Here is a 25498-nt window from a genome sequence, read left to right as displayed (position 1 = left end):
TATGAGCGAAGAAACCGCACAACCTTCGAAACGGACCTCGGCTGACACGAAACAGGGTTGGCGACGGTTCGTCCAAAACCTCCGCCGATCAGCTATCGAACAGGCACGGGTGTTCAGCAAGTCGAAGATGGCAATGACTGGACTCACGATTATTTCGTTCTACATCATCATCGCGCTTATTGCACCATATATCGCCCCGTACGGCCCCTATGAACGTCTTTATACCGCGAGTGGCGGATGGGCAGACCTCCAGCCACCCAGTCTCGCGCATCCACTCGGAACGACGAAGGCATCCCACGACGTGCTATCCCAACTCCTCCTCGGTACGCGTATCGCGATGTTCGTCGGGATACTGGGTGCATTCATGGTCGCTGTCATCGGCACTACTGTTGGTATCATCGCCGGCTATTACGGCGGTTGGGTCGACGAAGTCGTTATGCGCCTCGTAGACGTCCTCTACGGCCTCCCGTTCATTCCGTTCGTCATCGTCCTCGTGACGGTGTTGGGCGCAAACGTCTGGAACATCATCCTCGGAATCGCGTTACTGTATTGGCTCTCGACCGCCCGTGTCGTTCGTTCGGAGGTATTAACCGTTCGCGAACGACCGTACGTCGAAGCCGCGCAGGCGGCCGGTGCCAGTGACTTCCGTATCATGCTGGTTCATATCCTGCCGAACGTCATCCCGCTTTCGGCGCTGTACGCGGCCATTGCAGTCGGATATTCCATCGTCGCTCAAGCCAGTATTGCATTCCTCGGGTTCGGCGATCCATCCGTCCCATCTTGGGGTGTGATGCTCCAGCGTGCATTCGTTACGCAGTCGTTCGGTACAGCGTGGTGGTGGGTGTTCCCACCAGGACTCTCAATTACGCTCGTCGTGATGGGCGCGTATCTCGTCGGTCGCGGCTACGAGGAGATCGTCAATCCACAACTCAGGGAACCATAACATGAAACAGGCAACAACGAACTTCAACTTCGACGATGATGCACCGCTGCTCGAAGCAGAGGATCTCGACGTGACTTACACTACGAGTTCCGGTGAGCTCACCGCTGTAGACGGCATCAGTTTCGCCGTAGACGAAGACGAGATATTCGGTCTCGTCGGCGAGTCCGGGTGCGGGAAGAGCACCGTCGCGCAGGCCATCCTTAGCCTCCTCCCAAGCAATGGTCATGTCGCCTCCGGCTCAATCCGTTTTCGAGGCGTTGAATTGACGGAACTCTCGAAACGAGAAATAAATGCGCTCCGCTGGGAACATCTCTCACTCATCAGCCAAGGGGCGATGAACGCACTCAACCCGGTTCATCGTATCTCCAGTCAAATCATCGAGGCTATTCAGGCTCATCGCGATGTCTCCAAGGCGGACGCACGTGACCGAGTGGCGGAACTGTTTGAGGTCGTCGGTCTCGATCCGGATAGGATGGACGACTATCCCCACCAGTTCTCCGGCGGCATGAAACAACGCGCATACATTGCTATGTCGCTAGCACTCGATCCGGATCTCATTATTGCAGACGAACCGACAACGGCGCTCGACGTCATCGTCCAGGATCAGATCCTCAAACGGCTGAAAGAGCTCCGCGACGAGCTCGGCATCTCCGTGATTATCATTTCTCATGACATCAGCGTCATCGCAGAGACGTGCAACCGGCTTGGCGTGATGTATTCGGGTAAGCTCATGGAATACGGCGATCTGAGAGATATATTCTCAGATGCGTTCAATCCGTACACGCTAGGGCTTCAGAACGCCTTCCCGACACTCCGTGGTGAACAACAAGACCTCATTAGTATCCCCGGAAGCCCGCCGTCCATCGCGAATCTTCCTGGTGGGTGTCGGTTTATGCAACGATGTCCGTTTGCCGTTTCTGAGTGTGCGGAGAAACATCCGCCGCTCTATGAGGTCGGAGAGGACCACTATTCTGCCTGCTATCGACACGACGAGATAGAGATGATTCGACGAGAATCGAAGCGTCGCAAGACGTGGCAACGCGCGAATAACAACCAATCCCGCCTGGAGGGCTACGGCGATGACTAATGTCACAGAATCAGAGTATATAATGGAGTGCGATGGGTTGAAACAGTACTTCGACGCCCAACAGGGGTTCATAGCCAGCCTCTTTGGCGAGAAGAAACACGTTCGTGCCGTCGACGGAGTCGACCTTCAAATATCCGAGGGTGAAATCGTCGGTCTCGCTGGCGAATCAGGATGCGGCAAGACGACCTGCGGAAAAACGCTCATCCGCCTGCTCGAACCCACGGATGGAACGATCAGATACCGCGGGGAAGACGTGACGAACATCAGGGGGGCGAACCTCAAGCAGTTTCGCCGCAATGTCCAAATCATCTTCCAAGACCCCTTCGAGTCACTCAACCCCCGTCGAACCGTCTTTGACACGGTGATCGAGCCGCTAAAGATACACAACATCGGCAACGCGGAGGAGCGAATCGAACGGGTGAACGAAGCACTCGAACGCGCTGAGCTTACGCCGCCGGAACAGTATTTCGAGCAGTATCCACACCAGCTCTCGGGAGGGGAAAAACAACGAGTCGCCATCGCTCGCGCGCTCGTTCTTGAACCCGATTTCCTCCTCGCCGACGAGCCCGTTTCCATGCTCGACGTGTCCATTCGGGCAGGCGTGCTGAACCTCCTTCAACGACTCAATGAGGAACTAGGACTCACAATCCTGTTCATCAGCCACGACCTATCACTTCTTAGACAAGTGTGTGACCGAATCGGTATCATGTATCTCGGTCGCATAATCGAATTCGGGGAGACGAAGTCGGTCATTCAGAATCCGACTCACCCATATGCGAAAGCGTTGCTCGGCGCCGCTCCAGAACCGGATCCATTTCGGGAGCGCGAACACGTCGAGATTCAGGGATCGATTCCCGATCCGATTAATCTCCCGTCTGGTTGTCGGTTCAAGGGGCGATGTCCAGAGCGGGAGGCCATCTGTGATCATGTTGACCCACCACTGCGGTCCGTTACCACCGAATGCGGCGACGAAAAACAGGTCGCCTGCCACGCCTATTACGACGAGGAGGACGTCGCAAAGTTCGAAGCGCAACTCCAAGCAATGGAGGTGCCAGAGACAACCAAGGAAAACCCTCACGAGCACGTCTCTTCGGACGAGACCGCGAAAAGTCACACCGACCAAGATGCTCGGGCTGACTAAGTATGGGTAGCTGACGTCGCTTAAAATAGTTGCCCGTTATTTTGTGTAGTTGCGCTCCGCTGTTGGTACCTGTTGATCACTCTCATTCGTTAGAACAGATGTGGTCCACACGTTGAGAGACTCGTGTAGATAGTTGGAGACGAGAAACGGTGTACTCTAATGGTTCTATTCTCGGTTCGGTATTGGACCAGAGAGGGATTCGCTGAACGCTTGTTCTCAGTGTTCGATGCTGCGTTCCCACGGGGGATATGCGTCATCGTCCATGTCGTCAAGGGGGAATTGTGGTCGCTGGATGTGTGAGAAATCAAATTTTCGTGGATCCATTGCGACGAGTCCGATACTGTTTATTGGGATGACACGACTCGCCATTGATTCGTAATCGGCACGGTAGTGGTTCGTGCTCTTGACGACCAGTACATCAAGGCGTTCGGGTTGAATACCGATGTGTCGCCATATTTCGGCGTCGAGTGGCTGCAGTCGGTTATCGGTGACGATGACGCTCACTCCATCCTCGTGGCCGCATTTCAGATGGACCGCTGTGCCGAGATGGTTCTCACTCCCCGTTCCCATTGGACCAGTGTTGACGAACTCGCCGTCAGTTATGACTTTAACGTACCCATCAATATCTTCGATCGGCTCCCCGTGTAGGTCGTCCGTTTTGCCACCCATGGTTACGGTGACGCGCTCTCCCACACCGGCGTTGGCGCATTCGGCGACGACGCCCGGGTCATGCATGATAGCGAAGCCGGCGTTTGTCAGCTCTTGATCTATCATTTCGCGCAGAACGGTCGTTCCATCGGCAGCGCCGCCGCCGCCGGGGTTATCACCCACGTCTGCCATCACAATCGGCCCATCTTCGGCGTCGAGAGCAGTCGCTGCACGTTGGGCCTCCGCAACCGCTTCGGATGGAGTGGGGAAGTCTCCGACGAATTCTTCACGTCGAGCCCAAATATACTCCGCAAGTTCGCGAGCGACTGCTTTTGCCGCGTCGGGATCGCCATCTGCGACGACTGGAATTGAGAACCCCATTGAGGGAATGTCCGCTTGATGAAATCCAGGGAAGACGTTCACCTTCTGGATCTCATCGCGCTCTTCGTACTCACGGGCTTTTGCCATCACCTCGGCCATCGGCCCTTCGAGGGTATTCTGAAGTGGCCCCATTGCGAGAACCGGCGGGCGTTCGATATGCATCGTCGGATCGGTTTCCCCACGCATCGTTTCGGTAAGAATGCGCATTCCTCGACGGCCGGTGTCTCCCATGTCTATGTGTGGGTACGATTCATAGGCGACAAGTGCATCCGCCTCTTCGACGAGCTGGTCGGTGATATTACCGTGTAGGTCGAGCGTTACCACGATAGGGACGCCATCGCCGACGATTTCTCGAACCTTTTCCACAAGAGGCCCCTCGCCATCCTCCATCCCCTCCGGGACCATCGCTCCGTGGAGACAGAGTAAAACGCCATCGAGAGCGTCGCGGTGCTTTTTGATACCGGCTAGAATTTGGTTACAATAGAAGTCGTATGTTTCTTGTGGGATGATTCCCCCAGGAGTGGCTGACGCAGCGACTGTGTGGACGAGCTCGATTTGTTCGTCCTCTGCGATATCGATCACCCCGCCGACAGCGGTGTTCGTTTCTCGCAACTTTCGGTCAACTTGTTCCCCGAAGTATTCACGTCGTTCCTGAAATTTTGGACGGTTAGTCGGTGTTGTCGCGAACGTATTTGTCTCGTGTGAGAAATCTCCCACGAGCACTAGTTCATCAGACATATGCGACAATTTAGCAGACGGACGATTAAACACACTCCCTCTCATGGAGGGGAATTTCAGCACGAACCACTCAACGAGATGTTCGACTACTTTCTGATGGCGCGACCAGGAAGGTTTTCGGTCATCTCGCCTTCACGAACGGCAAACTCTCCGTTGACGAGAACGTAGTCGATTCCCTTAGGGTACCGTCGTGGGTTTTCGAACGTAGCACGACTTTCGACTTGAACAGGATCGAACACGATGAGGTCTGCGTCCATCCCCGGTCGGATGACGCCCTTGTGGTCAAGACCCATTGCCCGGGCTGGTAGTGAGGTCATTTTGCGAATCGCCTCCTCCAGCGTGAGGAGGTTCTTTTCACGGACGTATGTCCCGAGAATGCGTGGGTAAGTACCGTACACACGCGGGTGGGGCTTCCCTCCAAAAAGCCCGTCCGTGCCAACGCATACCCGTTCGTACGAGAAGATTTCTTGCACGTCGTTCTCATCAAGCATATGAAGAGTTATACTCACGCTCAGTTCTTCCTCGACAAGGAGCTCACACACCACATCGACCGGTTCAGTATCGCGATCGTTGGCAATCTCAGCGATACTTGCCCCTTCGACCTCGGTGTTCTCCTCGCTTTCGACGTTGGCGATTACGACGTTGTCCCACCCAGAGAGTGCACCTATGTTCTCCCATCCAGTGATGCGCCACTCGGTGATATCTTGGCGAATACGCTCGCGAGCATCGTCGTCAGTCAAATACTCGAGTGTTCCCTTCGGGCCCGCCGCGTGAACCCAGGGTGGGAGAACGGCCGATAACATCGTACTTCCTGCGGTGTAGGGGTATTGTTCGGCGGTAAAATCTACACCTCGTTCTCGTGCCGCTTCGATTAGCGACGTCGCCCGGTTCACCTTTCCATGTTGCTCGGGGCCACCCATCTTGAAGTGTGAGAGATGCAGGGGAATCCCTTCTTCAGCCCCGATGTCGATGAATTCGTCGAATGCATTCCAAATCCATCTGCCTTCGCTCCGAATGTGAGCGACGAAGGGGCGCCCGTACGAACCGAGACGAGCAGCTAGTTCCTGAACTTCGTGTGTCCCGGCGTAGGTACAGGGAGTGTAAATAAGGCCAGTCGAGAAGCCAGCAGCACCGTCCTCCAGTGCCTCTGTTACCAAGTCGGCCATTTCTTCGAGTTCTTCGTCCGTCGGATCACGACTGTCCATCCCCAAGACATTGAATCGAACTGTTCCATGACCGACAAGAAGGGCAGCGTTTGGTGCAACTCCTGACTCCTCGACGGCGTCCAAGTAATCGCCGACGCTACCCCAACTCCACGCGATGTCCGTCTGTCCAGCAAGAGCTCCGAGTTGCTTCGACCATTCCTCGGCGCCCCCTTCTCGATACATCGGTGCCATGGAGAACCCATCTTGGCCCAGTATCTCGGTCGTGATTCCCTGTCGAACTTTCGGTGCGAGAGTCGGGTTGTCGAATAGTTCAATATCAGAATGGGAGTGTGTATCGATGAATCCCGGACACACGACCCGACCATCGGCATTCACCGTCGTCGCATCGATATCTGGGTCAGTGTTGCGATAGATTTCGGAGATTTCGTGGTCGGTGACCCCGACCGCGCCACGAAACCACGGGGCTCCTGTTCCATCTACTATTTTCGCATCCTCGATAACGAGGTCTGTCATAGACGTACCTTTCTGAGCATTGCAAAAAAACAGGCCACCGCGTATGAACGGGCGGCATCAATACAAACGGGGGTTATCCGTCGCCGACAGCGTGGTGAAGTTTCGTCGTCGAGAGATTGCGCCCTGAAATGGGCACCACTATCGTGCTTCCGGAAACATTCATCTTCTGGACTGCACCGAGTGCGGCGGCTGAGGCTCCTTCCACAATCAGCCGCTCGTTGGTGAGCATGTCTTGGATCGTCTGCTGAATGGTGTCCTCACTTACAAGCCGGATATCGGCGAGCCGCTCACGCATAATATCCATAGTGAGCGCGAATGGAACTCGTGAGGCGATTCCTTCGGCCATCGTCGATACCTGTTCGCTAGGGTCGAGATGGTCTTCGTGGTAAGCGCGATAGGTGGCGTCTGCAGCCTCTGACTGGATACCGATGACTTCAGCATCTCCGAGGGCTCCGACTGAGAGACAATAGCCTGCAGCACTACTCCCACCTCCTACGGGGCAAACGACTATATCCACCTCTGGGAGGTCCTCTAGTATTTCTATCCCGGCGGTACCGACGCCAGCAATAAGTTCGGGTTCGTTCGCTGAGTGGACATACCGATAGCCCTCCTCTGCTGCACGCTCCTCGACCCATTCTCGTGCTTCGTCGTAGTCCACGCCATGCTCAACGACGGTTGCCCCAAAAGTTTCCATCGCTGCAACCTTCTCAAGGTTTGGCTTTTCTGGAACTGCAATGGTCACCGGGACGTCAAACGTCCGTCCAGCGTAAGCAACGGATTGACCGTGATTGCCTGTCGAAGCAGCGATGAGGCCAGTGTCACGGAATTCATCGCTAAGCTGATGACCAAGGGTGACACCCCCGCGGACTTTGAACGCACCCGTCGGGAGCGTATCCTCACGCTTCAGATATACATCTGCCCCGGTCTCATCGGAGAGGGCCTCACTACGAACGAGCGGAGTTCGCGGGAGATACCGTCGCACGATGCTCCGTGCTTTGTACACGTCCGCGGGTGTTGGCGGTGTGAGGTCGTGGTATGGGAAAATAGTTGTCGCGTCGGGTGATTCGATCGGATCGTATTTGCTCATTGTTCAACCTCGCCCATGTTGGCCTTTTCGAGAACAACATGGAGAAGTACGTCCGCACCTCGAATCACGTCTTCCCATTCGGTGTATTCGTCTTCTGTGTGGCTGATACCATCGACGCTAGGGACAAATATCATGCTCGTCGGGCAGATTTCGTTTAGATAGTTTGCGTCATGGCCTGCCCCGCTAACGATCCGCATATACTCCGCTCCGACCGCGTTGGCCGCTTGCTCTACGGTTTCGATACATCCGTCATCGAAGGGTTCGGCGTCGACACGCATGATCTCCTCATACTCCATCTCGACGCTCTCTCGGTTGGCAGCGTGCTCGATTTCGCGTTGTATCTGTTCTGTTGCGTGGTCGACGACGTCGTTGTCGTAAGATCTGAAATCCACAGTAAAATCGACCCGCTCTGGAATAACATTAATCGAGTTCGGATGCACGTCGATCGATCCGACAGTCCCCACGAGGTCGTCACCACCAGTACCCGTGATACGCCGAACCGATTCGATGACGTCGCTCGTCGCGACGAGGGCATCGTGGCGGAGATGCATCGGTGTTGGCCCGGCGTGATCCGCACTTCCAATGAATGCAGCGTTCATCCACACGAATCCATAGACTCCCTCGACGACACCAACACTTCGACCTCTTTCACTGAGTTGTGGTCCTTGTTCGACGTGCAGTTCGAAGTAACAATGGAGATCCCTTGGCTCACATGACTCGTCTCCTTTGTACCCGATGCGTTCGAGTTCCTCCCCGAACGTTTTTCCCTCTTTGTCCGTTCGAGCGTACGCATATTCGAGGTCAAACTCGCCAGCGAAGACACCACTTCCCAGCATATCCGGTTGGAATCGTACTCCTTCTTCGTTGCTCCACGCGACTACCTCGATCGGTCGTTCCGTCTGGATATCTTCGTCGTTCAGCGTCTCGACGACTTCGAGTGCCCCAAGGACACCGACGACACCGTCGTAGCGGCCACCATTGTACTGACTATCGATATGTGATCCGATCAGTACCGGATCGAGAGCATTGTCTGCACCAGCTCGACGGCCAAATATATTCCCCATCTCATCGATAGTTACATCGAGAGTTGCCTTTTCGAACCACTCGACGAGTGTATCTCGTGCCTCCTGATTCGCACCCGATAACGATGGCCGATTCACACCGTCGCGGTCCGTCGCGCCGATTTCATTGAACGTAGTGAAACGTTTGCGGAAGCGCTCGTTAGATACTGTCTGTGACATCAGGTATAGAATCGTAATCAAGGGTTTTGATTCCGCCACCTTCCATGAAAGGAGGTGTCATTTAGCACGCGCATATTCTCTGAACAGACATGGAAAATCGCATCGAATTCAGAAACGCGAGAGTGTATGACGGTTCTGGTGGGTCGCCGACCAAACGATGCATCCAAATCACCGATGGACGAATCGAACGCGTTGGACAGGAACCAATAGGGGACGGCCAGGCGATCGATCTTTCAGGGGCCGCGGTCGCACCGGGATTCATTGACATGCATGCTCACTCCGAACTCCATCTGTTCGAACACCCTAACGCAAGCGAGAAGTTGACTCAGGGGATTACGCTGGAGATTCTCGGCCAAGATGGTATCAGCGTCGCACCGATTCCTCAAGGGACACAGGACGAGTGGGCTAATCGACTTCAGTCACTTCTCGGCACGAAAGACGAGTGGAATTGGCAATCTGTGGAAGGGTTTCTGGATGCCCTTGAGGCACTATCACCGGCGGTCAATTGTGCATACTACACCCCTCATGGGAACCTCAGGTCGCTCGTGGCAGGATTCGAGGATCGGCCACTTACCGATGACGAACTCGGCCGCATCTGTGACGTGCTCGACACGGCAATCGATGCTGGAGCGTTCGCCATGTCGAAGGGAATGATTTACCCCCCGAGTTCCCATGGACATGACTCCGAACTCGAATCACTGGGTAAAATTCTCGCCAGTCGCGACACGTTCATGGTATCGCACGTATGGAACGAGAGCGACCGTGTCGTCGAATCGATCGACCGGTTCGTCAGTCTCTGTGAGCGAGCGGGATGTCAGCCTCACGTTTCACACCTGAAGGTTGCGGGCGAGGAAAATTGGGGACGGTCCGAGGAGATACTCTCCCTTTTTGACGACGCCAACGAACGTGGGGTACACGTCACGTTCGATCAGTATCCCTGGACTGCCGGGAGCACGATGCTCACTGCATTGCTTCCACCGTGGACGCGCGCGGGCGAGACGGACGCGGTGACTAGTCGTTTGGCCGATCCTGAAAGCCGCGAGCGTATCCAAGCGGACATCGAGTCCGATGACGGAGAGTGGGAAAATTTGGCGAAATCAGCTGGATCTTGGGATAATATTCTTATTACTGCTACCGATAGCGGACGGGCAGAGGGAAAAACGCTCGCGGAGTTGTCCGTAGAACGAAAAGTGGGTCCAGTCGAAGCGATGTGTGACCTTCTCGTCGAGGAAGACCTCGCCGTGACGATGGCCGATTTCGTGATGGACGACGTCGACATCGAACGCTTCCTTGCGGACGAACGAGGAACGATCTGTACGGATGGTATCTTTGGAGGAAAGCCACACCCACGTGCCGTCGGCACGTACCCGCGACTCCTTGGTCGGTATGTCCGCGAACGGGACTCGTTATCGCTCTCGACGGCCATCTACAAGGCAGCAGGTCACCCTGCAGACGTTCTCGGGCTTCCCGACAGAGGTCGTGTGTGGGAAGGCTACGTGGCCGATCTCGTCATCTTCGAGCCCGAGCGAGTACAATCGAACGCGACGTATGACAATCCGATGATCTTCTCAGATGGAATCAAACACGTCCTAGTCAATGGGGAGTTCGTTATCGAAAACGGCGAACCGACTGGCGTTCGCTCAGGGAGCGTGCTCCGCTCGACCGATGAATGGGATGGAACAAATCGTCCCGATCTTCGGAGTCGTTAATCGATTGTGGGTGTTTGCTCTTAGCGGCTCTCGACACTCGTTTGATAGCGATCGGTCACGTCACTGATATCCGGTTCGATGTACTCGACTTCGCCTCCAGCCTGCATCGCGCTATCGGAATCTTTGAGTCCATTACCGGTAACGACCACGACCACTGACTCGCCTTCTTCGATGATTCCACGATCGCGCGCTTTTCGAACACCGGCGACTGGCGCTGCACCGGCGGGTTCTGCATAGATCCCTTCCGTTTGTCCGAGAAGTGCCTCCGCGTGGAGAATCTCTTCATCGCTCACGAGGACGGAGGTACCACCACTGCGTTCGAGTGCCTTGCACGCCTTGAGGGTGTTTCGAGGCCGACCGACAGCGATGCTATCAGCGATCGTATTCGCAACGTCGTGGACGTTTTCGTGTTCGTGGAACGTGTCGTGAATGGCACTGGCCCCCTCGGCCTGTACGCCAAGCATTTTCGGCGTTTTGTCGACGTATCCGAGTTTGCTGAATTCGCGGAAACCCTTCCATCCGCCGTATATTGTACATCCATCGCCCATTGAGAAGACAACCCAATCAGGTATGTCATCGCGGCATTGTTCGGCGAGTTCGTGGCCGACAGTGCGCTTTCCCTCAACTTGGAATGGATTAATCGCCGCGTTGCGATTATACCATCCAAAGCGTTCAGTCACCTCCATGCTGAGATCGTATGCTTCGTCATACGTCCCTTCCACTCCGAGTACGTCCGCTCCGTAGACGAGAGGCTGTGCAAGTTTTCCTCCTGGTGCATCACCCGGGACGAAGATACGGCACTCTAATCCGGCACGAGCGGCGAAGCCTGCGAGCGATGCAGCCGCATTTCCCGTCGACGCACACGTAACGATGTCGCGGCCGAACTCACGGGCTTTCGTCACTGAGACTGACGTTGCACGATCTTTTAAAACACCTGTGGGATTACGCCCGTCGTCTTTCACGCGTATTTCGACCCCTAATTCGGTACCTAATCGATTTGCCTCAAGGAGGTCGGTTCCACCTTCACCAAGTGTAATTGGATCTGTCTCTTCGGAGATGGGTAGGAATGCTTGGTATTTCCACTGAGAGTTAATTTGTCCGTCAAGCGGCTCGTTGAACCGTTCGTCGATAATATCATAATCGTACTGAACCTCGAGTATCCCTTTGACACCTGCGTGATTCGAGCACGTATAGACTACTTCCGATGGGTCATACTGTTTGCCGCATAGTGTGCACTCTACTGCCGTAACGTGATCCATATCACTCCCTAGCACAGTAGATAGGAGAATCCACTACCCTACATGGACGGTGTCTGATTGAATCGAATCCGACTCGATCATGGTTAACCAATCGAGGCTATTTTCCCGCTGAGAACTACGCTTTAGGGCCAAGTAGTTTCGCTTCTGCCTTTCGGAGATGTTCTAAAACCGTTGTTTTCGACAAATCAAGTTTGTCTGCAAGTTCGCTCGCAGAAATATCACGGGGCCACGTGTAATAGCCACTCTGCTGTGCCAATTCGAAGACTTCTCGCTGACGCTCTGAGAGGTGGTCTGTAGTATTGTACTTCGCCGATTCCGTATCCGGCGATTTCATCCCTTCGATGGTTATTTCCGCGTCCATCTCTCGACGAATCTCGTCTAGACGCCGTTGAATCGTCGTTCGAGGCTTCGAGATGATGACTACCCAGTACTCATATCCGTTTTTGATTCTTATTTCTTCTTCTGGAATGAAACCCCGAGAAACGAATGCTTGATGAATACTGTTTCGAGGTGCGTATTCGACTAGAAGTTCTTCGGTTGCATTTCCTGCCGAGTGAGCCGGAACATTCGGATTAAAATAATCATTGATGCGCTTAACAACGTCTGTAAGATCCGATTCCTCGATTTCGGCTACCAACTCGTCAATCTGTTCAGTCCTATCTGCATACGCTGTCAACCGAGCGCTCACGCGCCCATTGTAGTGGTAGACACCGTGTGCGATCAATCCTGCATCAACGGTGTCTGTTGTCTGAAGTGTCCAGCAATTTGGATGCCATATTTTGAGCGTTAGTTGTGACGTTCGGGCCGATTCAGTTGGTATGTGTTTGGTAACCTCACCCATGCTAATCAGTTTCAATTCACTTCAGCATAATATTTTCGTTCGAACAAAACATATTACATTCACAAATTAATAGGCGCTTTATCATATTCTAGCGTGTCAAAGGCCAATGCAATCATCAAAAAATGGTATGGGTACCGACAAAGTTGTTTAGAGCGACTCGCAGGCAACGCCGTCACCGTCGCCATCAAGACGATGGGGGTCACTTGAATCCCGATTAAATACAGCTTGAGCCGACTCCTGTATATCAAAGTGACTACAATCGTAGTCGCCATCTGACGGAAGTGGTGGGATGTTCACTTCATCGGACGGCGCCTCCGTCATTTCAGCTGCCGTCGGAGTTGGTTTGGGCGTCGAGGTTGGTCCGTCGAAGTCCCAGAAACCAACCTCGTTTTGCTGGGCGTTCGCTTCGGCAGTCTCGAAGTCGCTCCGTTTCGAGAACGAACTCTCTACAATCGGGCGTACCCATCCGTCAACAACCGTCTGTTGAAGTTCTCGCTATTGGCGTAAATATCGCATCACGGACGTCCTGCAGGACACTCTCGAAGACGAGACCGGGCGCGAACTGGACTCCTACAGCTACCGCATCGAAACCGATGGTGAGGAAATCGATGTCTGGTTTCGGCATCGTGACTTAGTGCCGGTATCACGGTAGCCAATTACCAATATTCCACTGCAATGGGCGATAACGAACGCAAACCAACGTGGCCACAGATCCGAGATGCACTCGAAGTCGACGAGGATCGCCTTCGCAGTGCATAGCTTACGGGAAGTTTTGTGAACCCGACGAAGGAAGTCACCCAAGAGAGCGATGTCGATGGTGTCCTCGCATTCGAAACCGACGAGACCAGAGATGAATTCGGCCTTGTCGGAACTCTCGGGTGGAGATTGGTTTCAGAAGTCATGCTGAATGCTAGGCGCAAGTCGGTCACTAGCTACGAATTTGGGGAGTGGTTCGAGTGGGCTAAAAACAGATAGTCCTCTCGTAGATACCAGACGTACGCCACGAAGAACATTAATCGCTGGAATACACCCGCGAGATGGGGTAAGAGCATCATCGCTGTCGGCAGTATTACTGTCGCGCCGAGAGCGACGACATCGACCCACCGAACGTTCCGCCGCTCTTGTCGTCGGCGCAGGAGGAGAAGTAACACGCCGAATGCGAAACAGAACCCGACGAGTGTAGCGGTCACCGAGTGGATCGCATCCTCGATTGGATTGTACGCCACCGTTGGGTCCCATGACCGTGTCGAGAATACGGTTGTTGCAATCATGAAGATGCCGAACCCTGCGTGGAACACAGTCGCCCACCGCTTCCAAGCATCACGTCGCTGCACTGTCACCCATAGAACCCCAATGCCGAACAGGAGAAATCCAAGTCTGGCAATCCAGGCTGCCGGAACACCTTGTGCGGCCGATTCGCTCGTTGTATGGGAGAACCAGGAGTATCCCTCGGGCATGAATACCGGAGCGACTGCAAGCGCGACTGCAGAAGCGAAAAGGCAAACCGCTATCCCTAGACCTGGATACGTCCGGTCGGTCGACATGGATGTTCAAACACTGAATAGCTACTAAGAACTACCTCCGAAAGCACCAGCATGGACGTCGATACCGAGGGTACTCCTCCTGCTAAACACACCCTCTCTATTCAGCACGCGATTCGTATTATCTATTGGGAGTTCAACAGAGCCATGAATTCGACTATGCTGGACGCTCTCCAGAGACGATCGAGGTCGGTGGTATCACCCGAGACCTTGGTCTCATCATCGGTGATCCGGAGAGTGATTATGTTGATGACGAGAGCGAATTGCTCTATGCACGTACCAGCAAGGAATCCGAATGACTTCACTCGATCGAGAGCATACGCAGATCACATTCTGGTCGACTTCTTGTTTGAAGGTGCTCCCTCACACTAGATAGCGATCAGCCATACCAACGAATAACTGCTAAGGTAGAATCCAGATCATCCGACGTGCTTCCGCCTTCTTTTTGCGAGTCTCACCATCATCCGTAAACCTGTTCGAAATCTCATACGCTGTCCGCCATGGCCATCTACGCTCCTCCGCAATTTCACACGTCATATAGCGTTCGAGCGGTTTCATGACCGCAAGGACATCCGCTGGCTTCCGTTCCTGAACGAACTCGCCCCCTTCTCCTCGCGCTCTCTCACATCCTCTATCAAGATTTTTTAAACCTGACCTCTGCAACATCCCGAACCGGTTCTGACCCATCTGACGTCGTGTAGTGTGGGTCACCACCTGGATGATCAAATTCCTCGTTACCATCGTCCTTATGGAGTACCGCAGTAAGCGTTTGGGTGCCCGTCTTAGACGGGGACACCGCTATCTTGAGTCCACCGTAGTGACCTTGTTCAAGATACTCAGAGTGACCGATGATATTCATCATCTGATGATCACCTTCGCCGCGCATATGGTCTTCATGTCGACCTTCATGGATTACGATCCACCCGCCTTCCGGAAGATCGGCCCGCGGAACTACGATGGTGGTCGGTTTATCTTCTTGGACGCGACTGGTCTGTTTATTGAACGTGATACGGGGGAGTTCTGGAACGTGTCTCGCCGCTGCAAGCCCGCTCCCGAGTGCAGTAGTTATTCCTCCTCCAAGGAGACCTATAACTGTTCGTCGTGGTAATTCGTACATTGAGGCGTAACCCTCTGGTACATCCGTCACAATACCCCGCAATAAAGATATTGCATATATGATTTATTATTTATCTCTCAATACACTAATTATATTCGTTTAATAATGAATGGGTGTGTTGAGAAAGTCGGTCAGTCACCCTGCTTACCGGGAGATTTCCAGCTGAGGATGACGATTAGCGACTATCTCGAACGACTCTACGATCGAGTTGTGACAATACTAACAGCAGAGTTGGGACGTGATTTATCCGAAAAAGAACTACCAAGCTGTGGTTCTCTACTCCTTTGCGAGCTTCTCGTACGTTTCGGCATGCTCTTTCCGCTCAAGTGCCGCCATCTCACGCATTACTTCACGGCGTTCCTGTGCTGTCTCCGCTGCTTGCAGTTGCTTCCGGAGACGGGCACGCTCGGCCGCGAAGTCAGCTGCTGTGTCCGAGTTCATTCGATATCCACTGGTACCCGCTCGAACCCCATCGTCGAAAAGTCACTGTCGAAGGCAAACAGATGCTCTATCTCGTGCTCTCGAGCAAGCACGGCACTCGTCTGGTCAACAAAGGAAATCTGCTGGTCGCCATATCGTTCGAACTCCTCACACGCCGCGTCAAACGTCGCCTTGCCCACCGGTAGGATGTTGAACGTCCGTGATTGGCGAACCGTCGAAAGGGCCTCAACGGCCGCTGTGTGACCAATCTGGTACAACATTAACGTCGCAAACTCCGAAAGCACATACCGACTGGTAAACACTGGCCCATATTCACCCGATTCCATCCCACCGAACACCGCATTCGCTGCTTCGTGGTTCACATCATCCTCGTCAAAAGCGGCGTACAATCCACCAGTATCAACAAACAGCGGCAGTGGATGACTCATTTCGAACTCTTTCCATAGAGGATATCATCCACGTGTTCGGACACATCAGTCGATTCTCCAGAGCTGTACGTTGCCCGTGAAAAGATTGGATCGCTTGGATCCACCTCATTCACTGAGTCCTCATCGACGAGCCACCAGATGACTCGCCCGGCAGTCTGACGGCTCTTCACTCGGCCCTGATCCTCAAGTTGCCCGAGTTTCCGTCGGGCTGTCTCTCGTGAACACTCGAGGGCATCAGCCACATCACCAGAGGTCACTACTGGTCCCTCCACTTCCTCGAAAATGGCGAGCACGTCAGTGAGTGTTACCGTCTCGACGTACCGCCCAGAATCACTGCGATCTTTGGACATACCCCACGGTACACACTACCGAAGTATAGTCCTGTTGGTGTACGCCATGTGGTGAATACCAACCATTATGACCATGTGGCATATACAATATGGTAGGAAGAACGGTGCCCTCGGGCGTGTGTAGAAACGCGCCGGGTGCTCTAACACCCGGCACCGGTCTTCCAAATGGAACCTCGAAAGACCATGTCAACGAAATCGCCTAGTGAACTTGAAGCTGACGAGACGGCACAGAAACGCGCACAGGCCGAACAATTCTCCTTCGATGTCGAGGCCCCCGGACTCGTCGAAGTCACCAACGAGAGCCACGAGACCCCCGCAGACCACCAGTACACAGTTGCCATCGACGACGTGACCGACGAACTGATGGCTTGCACGTGCCCGCACCACGTCCACCGCAACGCCTTTTGCAAACACATGGCCGCCGTCGAAAACGCAACTGATGACGGGACGCTCAACGCCTTCCCCGCCGAGGACGAAGACGATGCCGAACCAGCGAACTGTGACTGTGACGGCCTCAGTGGTTTCCCATGCTGGCCGTGCGTGCGAACGGGCCGGAAGGACCTACCGAACTAATTCTCTTCGATCTTCTTATTTCGTAGACATATGGGATGGATCTGTTCGATGGACGATTCCATCGAAATCTGAGTCAAAGCTGAGGAGAGTATCGATATCATATCGTTCACAGAGCGTCACAAGACTTGCGTCAGTCACACTCAGATCGTGGTCTTGATATTGGATCCATGTATCGACTGCCGCATTAAAGTCGTCGTGCCCCATCTGGATAATCTCAAATATCTCTGGGAATGATTCACGTCCAAGAATACGGTCGGAGACGGTTTTTGCAGCCGTAAATGAACCAGTCCGCATTCAAGTTAATGTGACCGTTTCGTCATAGACATAGTCACTGGTGTACGGTTGTCCGTATTCACCAGAAAGTACTGTATTCATCGCAGAAACCGCGATGTCATGGCGTTCAGCGTCTTCATCGTGATGTGCGTAAAAAACACCAGTGTCGATAAGAACGCTCATCCGTATAGCTCTTCGTCGATATCCGATTCCGATGTTTTCACGCCAGAGGAAATCATTCCTTGGTGGAACGCTTCTCGCTCGCTCGGATCAAGTGTCGGCATTTCATCGCGAAACGAATCGATGAGTTCAGCTTTCGAGTCAACCGCTTGTGCAACGATTCGGGCGAGGATCTCCTGTTGTGTCACCTGTTTCCCAGCCTGTAGACGAATCTCTGCTTGGAGCTCCTCCAAATCAGACTTCGTTCCTTCGTCTATTTTCACTGACGTTGCCATACTAGTAGATTCTTCTACTCAGCCATAAATGCTACTCTGTTCAGTAGTATTCCGCCGTCTATTGCAAGCACATGGGCGCTGTCGAGAACGCGACCGATGATACCTCCGAGCCACCGACGGCCCTCCTCGACCGAGCACAGCAGCACGCAACGAACGTCGCCGCCGAGCACTTCCCGGATCTGCCGGTCGAAACAATCGACTGGGTGGTTTCACACCGAGCCCAACGACAGGCGCGCGTCACGAAGTACGACCCGACAACAGAGGCAATCACGATCGCGCTGACCTGGACGGCTTACCAACAACACGGCTGGGAGCAATTCAGCTCCACCGTCCGCCACGAACTCATCCACGCCTGGCAGTATCACGAGTTCGGTGACGCGGATCACGGAGCAACGTTCACCCGCTGGACAGACTGCCTCGACACCTCGCAGCACTGCGAACGCTTCACTACACCAAAGTGGTGGCTCGTCTGCAAGGACTGCGGCGGTCGGATTGCCCGGTACCGACGCTCGAAAACGGTCCGTAACCCCGAGCAGTACAGCTGTAGCAAGTGCGGTGGGTCAATCCATGTCGAAGAGGGCGACGGCCACTAACCAATTCTCGTTTAAGTAGTTCTCGCGACAACGAGTAGATACGAGGAGGATTTTCGCGGACTGCTGCTTTGTGCTTGAATTCTCATCGGTGCCCTGGGTTCAGTGATACTGCTGAAGTTAGTATACAATACTAACACAGAGCACGGCCTGTGTTAGACACTGAATGCCCGAATTCAGACGTATCAGTAGCCCCACCACACTGTCTCTCAATTCCTCACACAACACTTTTGCCAATTGTCTTCGTAGTACGTGCTATTCATGAGTGAGAAGGATTCGCTGAACTCTGGCGATGACGACGAACCACCCGAAGGGATCCAAACTCAATACGACTGGTCGTCGACAGAACCAAGCGCCGCTGTCGTCGAAACAACAGCACGGGCAACGAACTGCGACCACCAAGAACTCAATCCACTCTACGATTCTATCGACCCCGACGCCTTTGACGCGATTCTTGCACCACCAACGACAAAAAACACCGACACGACCACTTCAATCTCATTTACGTACGCTGGCTACTCCGTCACGGTCCAAAGCAATGGCACTGTGAACGTTGCTCCTGTCTAGGAACTCTACCTCTAATTGAAAGCACGCGCTTTCTAAAGCATCAGTCATGCAGAGATCTCGCTCCTGCAAAAACAGCGTTCCGATAACACACTCGCAATCAATCGTCGTCGGGTGTTTCAGGATCGTCAGCCGGTTGTAAGCCGGTCGCCATCAATCGCCGCGCAATCACCACTATCCCGTTGTCGAAGCCGCGTCCAAATACTGCCTTTTCCGTTTCAATCTCACCAGTAGCCGTCTCGTGGACCGAACTCACGAGAATCGTATTCTTGTCGATCAACAACAACCGACTGATCGTCGTGTCGTCGTCAACTTCAAGCGGCGAGCTATGCAACCACTCTAGCCCCGAGACGAACACATTAGCGTCGGGCAGTGCCTCTGCAACCTGCTCACGAAGGTCCTCGGTCTGCGTGCCAATCAGGACATCAAGACCGGTGTCCAGTGCCTCTTGGAGCTGTTCGAGTAATTCGTCGGTGACAACGTCTTCTCGACCGACGATGAACACGATTTCTCGTCCAGCGGCGTCGATGAGTTGCTGGGTGCGATTCGTAATCGCGGTCGTTCCCGAGAGCGCCCAGACTTCGTGGGTGATTTCTTCATCACCACCGTTCGATTCTGCAGGCTCGATCGCAGTGAGAGCCTCGACAAGCGTGTCCGTCCGTGATTCGTACTCCTGGCGCAGTGTCTCGGCAGCCTCCTCGATCGGCACGGCGCGAAATTGCTGGGGATTCGAGTGTTGGATCTCAACTAATCCTTTCGTCTCTAACACTCGGATCGCATCATAGACGCGTGTTCGCGGAACCTCGGATGTCTCGCTGATCTCTTTGGCCGTCCCTTTCGGCAGACGTGCTAAGGCCACGAAGCACCGTGCTTCGTATTCTTTTAACCCGAGTTGCTGCAACAAATCGATCGCTTGCTGGTGATTAGATATCTCGTTCATGGGTCCCAACCATCTGCCCGGGAACACCGGGGTCGTTCATACCGTTTTGGCGTCGCTCACAAGACAGTTGTTGTTGAAACCACTGAACACGCCCAACAGCACTGTCCATCATATAGTAGACTATGCGCATCAATACGTATCAAAGGCACTCATCCCCGAACAGTCACATTGCTAATTCACCAGTGATCACATCATTCACTCAGATAATCACAGAGTTTTGATGCGGAATGTGCAATTTATGGCCGTATTATTGCTGATTTCACAGTCGCGGCGGGAGTGATTTCGACGAGATTAGTAGTTGGTGATACAAATTCCTGCTCTTACAATTCAGATATATAATCAGTAACCCACATAATCACAGTAGCGTTATACCGGTCTAGCTCAAACCTCTACTTGGTACGGAGTTCTGATGGGTCCCAACCAATCGTCACTCCGTACCTTGCTGCCACATCTGTGGCAGTTTTTCGATTGCGATCGATTAGTCGGGAGCCCCACCAGCAGGTAGCACATCTTGATTCTCACTCAAAACGGTGAGCAGTGGCTCGATCTCATCGAATTGCGGCCCCTTCCTCACGCGTTGTGTTTCTTGATCCCAGTCGATGAACTCGTGATCTGCTAACTTCGGGAGATGGATGTGCTGCATCGCAATTGTCTGGGGTTGGTCTCCACCGTCTGTCTCCACCATGGCCGCGGAACCAGTGGGTGTGGTTTGCGGCGCATTGTCGACTAACGCGAGGAGAACCCGCCGTCTATGATGATTCGAGAGTACTGAGAGTTGTGTATCGAGTATCATAATGCACCAATTTGTGGTCACCTCAGACACGGTTAAATAGCCCCTATTTTGTGAATTGCTCTTCGTTTGAGGAAGAGAGTGAACTATTTGTGACCGAATCTATGAGAAGGTGTTCACTCACTTATTCATACACTATTTACCTCACTAGGTCGATTCTTGTGTATGGGTCGAGAACTTGACAACGTGGATCGCGGCATTCTCTATCATCTCCAGCGAGACGCACGGAATACAACTACTGATGAAATGGCTGATACGGTCGGTGTCTCGGCCAGTACCATCCGGAACCGGATCGAAGCGCTCGAAGATGATGGAATCATCAAGGGCTATCATCCCGAGATCGACTACGAAGCAGCAAATCTCCCGCTTCGTGTGCTGTTCGTCTGTACCGCGCCCGCAACCAACCAATCCGAATATGTTCAGAAAATACTTGAGATACAGGGCGTGGTCGATGTGCGCGAGATGCTCGTTGGCCGGCGGAATATCTACGTCGAAGTCGTGGGGACGAGTACAAAGGATATCACGCGTATCACGGACACACTCCACGATTCAGGAGTCACGATTGAAAGTTCGGAGATCATGCGCGAGCGGCATATGCAGCCATTCGACCATTTCCATTTCAGTGAAGAAACGGCAGAGGAGCAGCGTGATAGCTAATTTCCAACCCACCTAATTGCGTATTTCACAGTGTTTGAGGATAATAGTGCGGGTATTGCACAGTGACTCTGTGCCAGAACGATAATTTGTGCCTCTCCGTGTGTATTCCACAATCTAACAATATGATTATTAAAAATGATTATATGTGTGGCCAATCGAGGGTCAAATATGCACGAGGATAGACCCGCGATTGGCGATCGTCGCACCACAAAGGGACAGCTTACCCTATTATATAAGCTGCTTGCTGATCACCGGCGTCGGGTTCTCCTCCAATGCCTTCGCAACACCGATGCTTCTTTGTCTGTTTCTGCATTGGTGACGGAGCTTACACAGCGTGACGAGCAAGTCTCGCCGGATGAGAGCACGAATACAGAGATTGCGGTGCATCATATCCACCTCCCGAAACTCGCTGATGCAGGGGTGGTTGAGTATGACCAATCCGCTCAGCAAGCCACCTACAGCGCCCCACCACAGGTCGACGCACTGCTCGAGGAAATGCTGGTGACGGTTTCGACTGGCGAATAGGAATCCTCACTACAGGAATAATACCGAACCGCCCCGCCCGAATAACCCCTCCTCGTGACCAGTGGACAGCCGGCCGGCAGAAACCAGACGGGGTGCCCTCCTAGCTGCAACACAGCGGTTTTCATCTGCTTTCCCACCGGCCAGACAGTCAGTTGGTGTTCTTCTAACCGTCCTCCTGGTAACACACTGGATTTCCTTTGCTTTTCACCGGATAGACAGTCAATCCCTGCTCCTGACAGTCCCGCTGGTGCCACACCAGAGTTCCGCTGTAAGTAGCGCTCGCTCGACAGTCCCACCGTCTTTAGATCAGACTCACTCCTGCTGGTACGCAGAGGACAGTCCAACGTGCTGGTCTGTACCGGCACAAGGGCAGTCCCCTGACTTCCTGTGGACAGTCTGGCAGTGTGCTCACTGCCACTTACTTGTGCGTTCTATGGAAGACGGTTGCTCTCATACTGGCACCCCAGTATGGCGCCCATGTGGCACCCCACCTTTGCCGTCACATGGGTATTCCATGGGTACGTACTACTGGCACCCCAGCCAGTGCACCAAGACTGGTTGACTATGTGCCGCTCATCGGCACCCCACTCCAGTGCGGATACTGGCACCCCTCATCGTCGCTTCGCGGTTTTCTCGGTATGTCCTGGCAGGGCAGACTGTCTCCTCTTCTCGTCTATTACTGGCTCAAGGGTAATCACGGCCACACTCGCTTGTGTTGGCCATCATTCCACCTCTGCTGTCGGTGTGCTGTTGCTGTACTGTTGCAGCCTCCCCGCTGTGCGGTACACTGCTTGGTACTCCTCATGGCGGCTTGCTGCCAGTGCTGTGATGCTGTTCCTGCTACACTGCGTTGGCCTCTGTGGACCCGCTAGGTGCAGTGGTGGACTGTCCCCTTTCGTCAGTCTGTTGTTCCCTCTGGGATCGGCACGGCCTGACTGTCCCACTGTCTCGCTCTCTATGTTCCTCGTGTGACCTCGGTGGACTGTCCTCTCTTTCGATGTTCTTTTTCCTCGGTTGTTCTGCATGGTGGACTGTCCCATTCTTCGTGTCTTGGTTGTCGTCGAGGATTCGCTCTAGCAGACTGTCCGGGTGCTATTGTTCCCGGCTTTCTGCTCTGTCGCATCCTTGCTGATGCCTCTGCTGGTAGCCTGTTGGGGTGCCCTCTTTTCGCGTGTACTGTGTATCATCTGTTTGTGATAGATTGGGGGTGCCCACTGGTCCTTGCTGTCCTGGATTGCCTGCTTTCGTTGCGGGTCGTTCTACTCTGTATTCGGGGGCGGTAGTCCCCGCGTTGTGTCGCGCACACTCCTTTCCAGTTTCTGATAGAATTGAGGGGATGCCCCCTTGCCGTTATTTTTTGGTGTTGTTTACCGCTTCATGCACAGCTATCGGGAGTTATTGATACAGCTGTATAGTGCCCTAATATTGAAGGTGTACTACCTCAATAGTGCTGGGTGTAGGCATACTATGGACTCTGACACCTCCACACCAACCCCTGAAGAAATGCGAGACAAGCTGGGCGACCAGCGCCGGAAAATGCTCGCCACACTCAACCGGGCCGACGAGGCCACATTGGATACATCAACACTTCGACAACGGGCTGACGTTCCAACCGGGAGTATCGACCATCACCTGAAGCTGCTCACCCGGTGGAATCTCATTGAGCAACAGCCGGATCGCACCTACACTGGACAAGGTGGCTCACGTGCTCGCGTGTGGCAGCTCACCGACGACGGAGTGGCATTCATCGAAGAGCATGACGACGTGCTCTCTCCACCAGAAACCGCACAGACTGCTACACGGGTAACGGCGCTTGAAAATCGTATCGAAGATCTCGAAGCAGAAACCCGCCAGCGACGGCAAGTTATCATCGACATCCTCGAAGTCATTTCCGGGGCACAAGACGACGAAACGCAAAAACGAGTACAACAGATCCTCGCCGAGGCCGACACAAAGCTATCGTAATACGCCAAATCCACTGTTTGACTCGGTACTCTCCTCCTCGTCTCTGTTCGTATCGCGTTCACTGCTCACGTTCTCGGTAGTCGGTGCTGTGCCTTCCTCTCGTTCGGTACCCACGTCGTCTTCAGTGTCCATCTCATGCTCGTCTCTCTCACCGTCTGTGCCTGATTCATCGGTACTCCCGACGTTCGATTCCAGCTGATAGCTGGATGCATCGTTCACCAGATCGGTCAGCGGCGTCTGAGTCTCGCCTTCATACAGTCGGATATCCATCGGTGTTTGCGTCTCCGGCGGCACCACGATCACATCCCATTCCACCGCGTCGAGGTCGCCATCCATTTCGTACTCGGGGATCACCGGCGGCTTGATATTCCGCTCGCCACCACTCGGGTAGGCACTTGCGTCGGTGAAGATGTCGGCTGCTGTCTCGAAGCGCGCATGAATGGTGCCCTCACTGTCGCGCAGCACGTATTCGTCAGCATGCTCGTCATGTATCCAGACGTTCTCTCGACTTCCAGGCCGGGTCATCGTCTCTCCGTCGATCGTGAGCATCTGGGTGCCGGTATAGAATCGCCGCTCGTCGACCACCGGGTGATTGCTCCGACAACAAAACGGGTCGTGTGCGACCGTCTCATACACATTTTCGGCGACGTCTTCCGGGCGAAGAACAGACACCGATGTCCGGCGTTGTGAGCTTGGGCGAGATTTTTCACCGTCTGTGACGGTTGCGTGCTGCCAGTCGTGTGTTCACTCTCGATATAGGCGTCTTTCGCTCCCGCAGACGATTCAGGAGAGCGTGATTATCCGATAGGTGGTCACTTTGGCGGTGATCGCTTCGGGATCATCAGTGTCGTCGATTGCAAGCATCTCGTCAACCCGTGCGAGACCGTCCGGCATTGCATCACCGTCTGATCAGGGATCTCGAAGATGAAGCCGAGCTGTGTCATCGGACATAGGCATCGGCCATCGGTGCCCAGTGTTCCGCCCGCCATCATTCTCGCTATCGCCGACGTTCATGAAGCTTCGAGAACGGACCTTCACTTGGCTTTGGCCGCTTTCTTCGCGGTACTCAAGATAGGCCTCTGGGATGTCTTTGAGTACGTGTCGCCACGCACGTTCGGCGGTTTCAACGCCACCCCGTGCAGGTAGATAGTCGGTGAGCCGATCGAGACACGCCTCAATCGGCATGAACTCACCTGGTTGCCCTGCCGAATACTTTCATCGTAGATGGCTTTCAGTGCCGCGTCACGCGACCGGTTGTCGTTAGCCGTATCGAGTGTCTTGGCGCTCGCTTTCTCCGGCGTGACACTCTCGTTCATCCCGCCAAACTTGAGCTGGCGCATCATCTCGTCGTCCGTGAGCGGCGGGACTGCGAACCGCTCCAGACTTTCAGTGATAATCTCCTCCGCTTCGTTTTCGTCGCGAATGTTCGGATACGGCGCGAATGTCTTGAGCTGAGCGCACCAGAGAAACGAGTACCGCCGTCTAACGGAATCCGAGACCAGATTCGATGGTTTCTCGAGTTCGGTGAAATCCTC

At 53.9% G+C, this 25498-nt stretch carries 26 protein-coding genes and 1 pseudogene; 10 read left to right on the top strand and 17 right to left on the bottom strand.

What is annotated here, in order from left to right; genetic code table 11:
* The first annotated feature begins 1 nt into the window (after nucleotide 1).
* From BG842_RS19780 to BG842_RS19770, 3 genes are read left to right on the top strand one after another with little or no spacing between them, the layout of a single operon-like run.
* Nucleotides 2-943, top strand: coding sequence for an ABC transporter permease (locus BG842_RS19780; RefSeq protein WP_069452126.1), 942 nt, complete (start codon nucleotides 2-4; stop codon nucleotides 941-943).
* A gap of 1 nt (nucleotide 944) precedes the next feature.
* On the top strand, nucleotides 945-2030 hold the full coding sequence (locus BG842_RS19775) for an ABC transporter ATP-binding protein (RefSeq protein WP_069452125.1): 1086 nt from the start codon (nucleotides 945-947) through the stop codon (nucleotides 2028-2030).
* Nucleotides 2023-3171, top strand: a complete 1149-nt coding sequence (locus BG842_RS19770; protein ID WP_069452124.1) for an ABC transporter ATP-binding protein — start codon at nucleotides 2023-2025, stop codon at nucleotides 3169-3171. Before BG842_RS19775 ends, BG842_RS19770 begins: the two co-directional genes overlap by 8 nt.
* Before the next feature lie 216 nt (nucleotides 3172-3387).
* Here BG842_RS19770 and BG842_RS19765 read toward each other — a convergent pair whose 3' ends face one another.
* The 4 genes from BG842_RS19765 to BG842_RS19750 all read right to left on the bottom strand — a co-directional run bounded on the left by BG842_RS19765 (nucleotide 3388) and on the right by BG842_RS19750 (nucleotide 8945).
* Nucleotides 3388-4938, bottom strand: a complete 1551-nt coding sequence (locus tag BG842_RS19765) for a M81 family metallopeptidase (RefSeq protein ID WP_069452123.1) — start codon at nucleotides 4936-4938, stop codon at nucleotides 3388-3390.
* 86 nt (nucleotides 4939-5024) lie between these two features.
* Nucleotides 5025-6617, bottom strand: coding sequence for an amidohydrolase family protein (locus BG842_RS19760; protein ID WP_069452122.1), 1593 nt, complete (start codon nucleotides 6615-6617; stop codon nucleotides 5025-5027).
* A gap of 73 nt (nucleotides 6618-6690) precedes the next feature.
* The gene (locus tag BG842_RS19755; RefSeq protein WP_069452121.1) at nucleotides 6691-7704 is read right to left on the bottom strand and encodes a threonine/serine dehydratase; all 1014 of its coding nucleotides are present in this window, start codon (nucleotides 7702-7704) and stop codon (nucleotides 6691-6693) included.
* On the bottom strand, nucleotides 7701-8945 hold the full coding sequence (locus tag BG842_RS19750; RefSeq protein ID WP_069452120.1) for a Zn-dependent hydrolase: 1245 nt from the start codon (nucleotides 8943-8945) through the stop codon (nucleotides 7701-7703). The genes BG842_RS19755 and BG842_RS19750 overlap by 4 nt, the downstream gene beginning before the upstream one ends.
* Before the next feature lie 89 nt (nucleotides 8946-9034).
* On the opposite strand from BG842_RS19750, the gene BG842_RS19745 reads away from it, so the two are divergent.
* Nucleotides 9035-10654, top strand: coding sequence for an amidohydrolase family protein (locus tag BG842_RS19745; protein WP_069452119.1), 1620 nt, complete (start codon nucleotides 9035-9037; stop codon nucleotides 10652-10654).
* A gap of 20 nt (nucleotides 10655-10674) precedes the next feature.
* Here BG842_RS19745 and thrC read toward each other — a convergent pair whose 3' ends face one another.
* From thrC to BG842_RS19700, 8 genes are all read right to left on the bottom strand, one after another.
* Complete coding sequence (gene thrC, locus BG842_RS19740; RefSeq protein WP_069452138.1) at nucleotides 10675-11913, bottom strand: threonine synthase; 1239 nt, start codon at nucleotides 11911-11913, stop codon at nucleotides 10675-10677.
* A gap of 115 nt (nucleotides 11914-12028) precedes the next feature.
* Nucleotides 12029-12754: a helix-turn-helix domain-containing protein gene (locus tag BG842_RS19735; RefSeq protein ID WP_069452118.1), complete on the bottom strand. Its 726-nt coding sequence runs from the start codon at nucleotides 12752-12754 to the stop codon at nucleotides 12029-12031.
* A 147-nt stretch (nucleotides 12755-12901) separates the two neighbouring features.
* Nucleotides 12902-13075: an excalibur calcium-binding domain-containing protein gene (locus tag BG842_RS33255; protein WP_083252651.1), complete on the bottom strand. Its 174-nt coding sequence runs from the start codon at nucleotides 13073-13075 to the stop codon at nucleotides 12902-12904.
* Between the two features lie 611 nt (nucleotides 13076-13686).
* Complete coding sequence (locus BG842_RS19725) at nucleotides 13687-14298, bottom strand: DUF998 domain-containing protein (RefSeq protein ID WP_083252650.1); 612 nt, start codon at nucleotides 14296-14298, stop codon at nucleotides 13687-13689.
* 631 nt (nucleotides 14299-14929) lie between these two features.
* Nucleotides 14930-15442: a hypothetical protein gene (locus tag BG842_RS30155; RefSeq protein WP_175424220.1), complete on the bottom strand. Its 513-nt coding sequence runs from the start codon at nucleotides 15440-15442 to the stop codon at nucleotides 14930-14932.
* Between the two features lie 246 nt (nucleotides 15443-15688).
* Nucleotides 15689-15853, bottom strand: coding sequence for a hypothetical protein (locus tag BG842_RS29120; RefSeq protein WP_139136139.1), 165 nt, complete (start codon nucleotides 15851-15853; stop codon nucleotides 15689-15691).
* On the bottom strand, nucleotides 15850-16281 hold the full coding sequence (locus BG842_RS19705) for a type II toxin-antitoxin system VapC family toxin (RefSeq protein WP_069452113.1): 432 nt from the start codon (nucleotides 16279-16281) through the stop codon (nucleotides 15850-15852). Before BG842_RS19705 ends, BG842_RS29120 begins: the two co-directional genes overlap by 4 nt.
* On the bottom strand, nucleotides 16278-16631 hold the full coding sequence (locus BG842_RS19700) for an HTH domain-containing protein (protein WP_069452112.1): 354 nt from the start codon (nucleotides 16629-16631) through the stop codon (nucleotides 16278-16280). Before BG842_RS19700 ends, BG842_RS19705 begins: the two co-directional genes overlap by 4 nt.
* Before the next feature lie 183 nt (nucleotides 16632-16814).
* On the opposite strand from BG842_RS19700, the gene BG842_RS29115 reads away from it, so the two are divergent.
* Nucleotides 16815-17204 (top strand): SWIM zinc finger family protein, encoded by a 390-nt coding sequence (locus BG842_RS29115; RefSeq protein WP_069452111.1) that lies wholly within the window; start codon nucleotides 16815-16817, stop codon nucleotides 17202-17204.
* Between the two features lie 15 nt (nucleotides 17205-17219).
* Here BG842_RS29115 and BG842_RS33250 read toward each other — a convergent pair.
* Nucleotides 17220-17660 (bottom strand): annotated as a pseudogene (locus BG842_RS33250) (type II toxin-antitoxin system VapC family toxin).
* Nucleotides 17657-17932, bottom strand: coding sequence for a hypothetical protein (locus BG842_RS19685; protein WP_069452110.1), 276 nt, complete (start codon nucleotides 17930-17932; stop codon nucleotides 17657-17659). The pseudogene BG842_RS33250 and the gene BG842_RS19685 overlap by 4 nt, the downstream one beginning before the upstream one ends.
* A 71-nt stretch (nucleotides 17933-18003) precedes the next feature.
* Between BG842_RS19685 and BG842_RS19680 the strand changes: the two genes are divergently transcribed.
* Together BG842_RS19680 and BG842_RS29110 are read left to right on the top strand one after the other, a co-directional pair.
* Nucleotides 18004-18525 (top strand): SprT-like domain-containing protein, encoded by a 522-nt coding sequence (locus BG842_RS19680; protein ID WP_069452109.1) that lies wholly within the window; start codon nucleotides 18004-18006, stop codon nucleotides 18523-18525.
* Between the two features lie 258 nt (nucleotides 18526-18783).
* Nucleotides 18784-19089 carry a HalOD1 output domain-containing protein gene (locus BG842_RS29110; RefSeq protein ID WP_139136201.1) on the top strand — a complete coding sequence of 102 codons (306 nt, stop codon included), beginning with the start codon at nucleotides 18784-18786 and terminating at the stop codon, nucleotides 19087-19089.
* Between the two features lie 97 nt (nucleotides 19090-19186).
* Here BG842_RS29110 and BG842_RS19675 read toward each other — a convergent pair whose 3' ends face one another.
* The gene (locus BG842_RS19675) at nucleotides 19187-20026 is read right to left on the bottom strand and encodes a TrmB family transcriptional regulator (RefSeq protein ID WP_175424219.1); all 840 of its coding nucleotides are present in this window, start codon (nucleotides 20024-20026) and stop codon (nucleotides 19187-19189) included.
* Nucleotides 20027-20981: 955 nt separating this feature from the next.
* On the opposite strand from BG842_RS19675, the gene BG842_RS19665 reads away from it, so the two are divergent.
* From BG842_RS19665 to BG842_RS19655, 3 genes are all read left to right on the top strand, one after another.
* Nucleotides 20982-21473 carry an Lrp/AsnC family transcriptional regulator gene (locus BG842_RS19665; protein ID WP_069452108.1) on the top strand — a complete coding sequence of 164 codons (492 nt, stop codon included), beginning with the start codon at nucleotides 20982-20984 and terminating at the stop codon, nucleotides 21471-21473.
* A gap of 168 nt (nucleotides 21474-21641) precedes the next feature.
* The gene (locus BG842_RS19660; protein ID WP_069452107.1) at nucleotides 21642-21998 is read left to right on the top strand and encodes a hypothetical protein; all 357 of its coding nucleotides are present in this window, start codon (nucleotides 21642-21644) and stop codon (nucleotides 21996-21998) included.
* Nucleotides 21999-23465: 1467 nt separating this feature from the next.
* Nucleotides 23466-23963, top strand: coding sequence for a helix-turn-helix transcriptional regulator (locus tag BG842_RS19655; protein ID WP_139136200.1), 498 nt, complete (start codon nucleotides 23466-23468; stop codon nucleotides 23961-23963).
* Here the strand turns inward: BG842_RS19655 and BG842_RS19650 are convergent.
* Nucleotides 23955-24548 (bottom strand): hypothetical protein, encoded by a 594-nt coding sequence (locus BG842_RS19650; protein ID WP_069452105.1) that lies wholly within the window; start codon nucleotides 24546-24548, stop codon nucleotides 23955-23957. The genes BG842_RS19655 and BG842_RS19650 overlap by 9 nt on opposite strands.
* A 449-nt stretch (nucleotides 24549-24997) precedes the next feature.
* A partial coding sequence (locus tag BG842_RS30680; RefSeq protein ID WP_217493351.1) for a hypothetical protein occupies nucleotides 24998-25498 on the bottom strand: 501 nt, incomplete at its 5' end.

It is taken from the genome of Haladaptatus sp. W1 (assembly GCF_001723155.1).
Taxonomy (GTDB): Archaea; Halobacteriota; Halobacteria; order Halobacteriales; family Haladaptataceae; genus Haladaptatus; species Haladaptatus paucihalophilus.
This window is presented reverse-complemented; position numbering and strand designations above follow the sequence as displayed.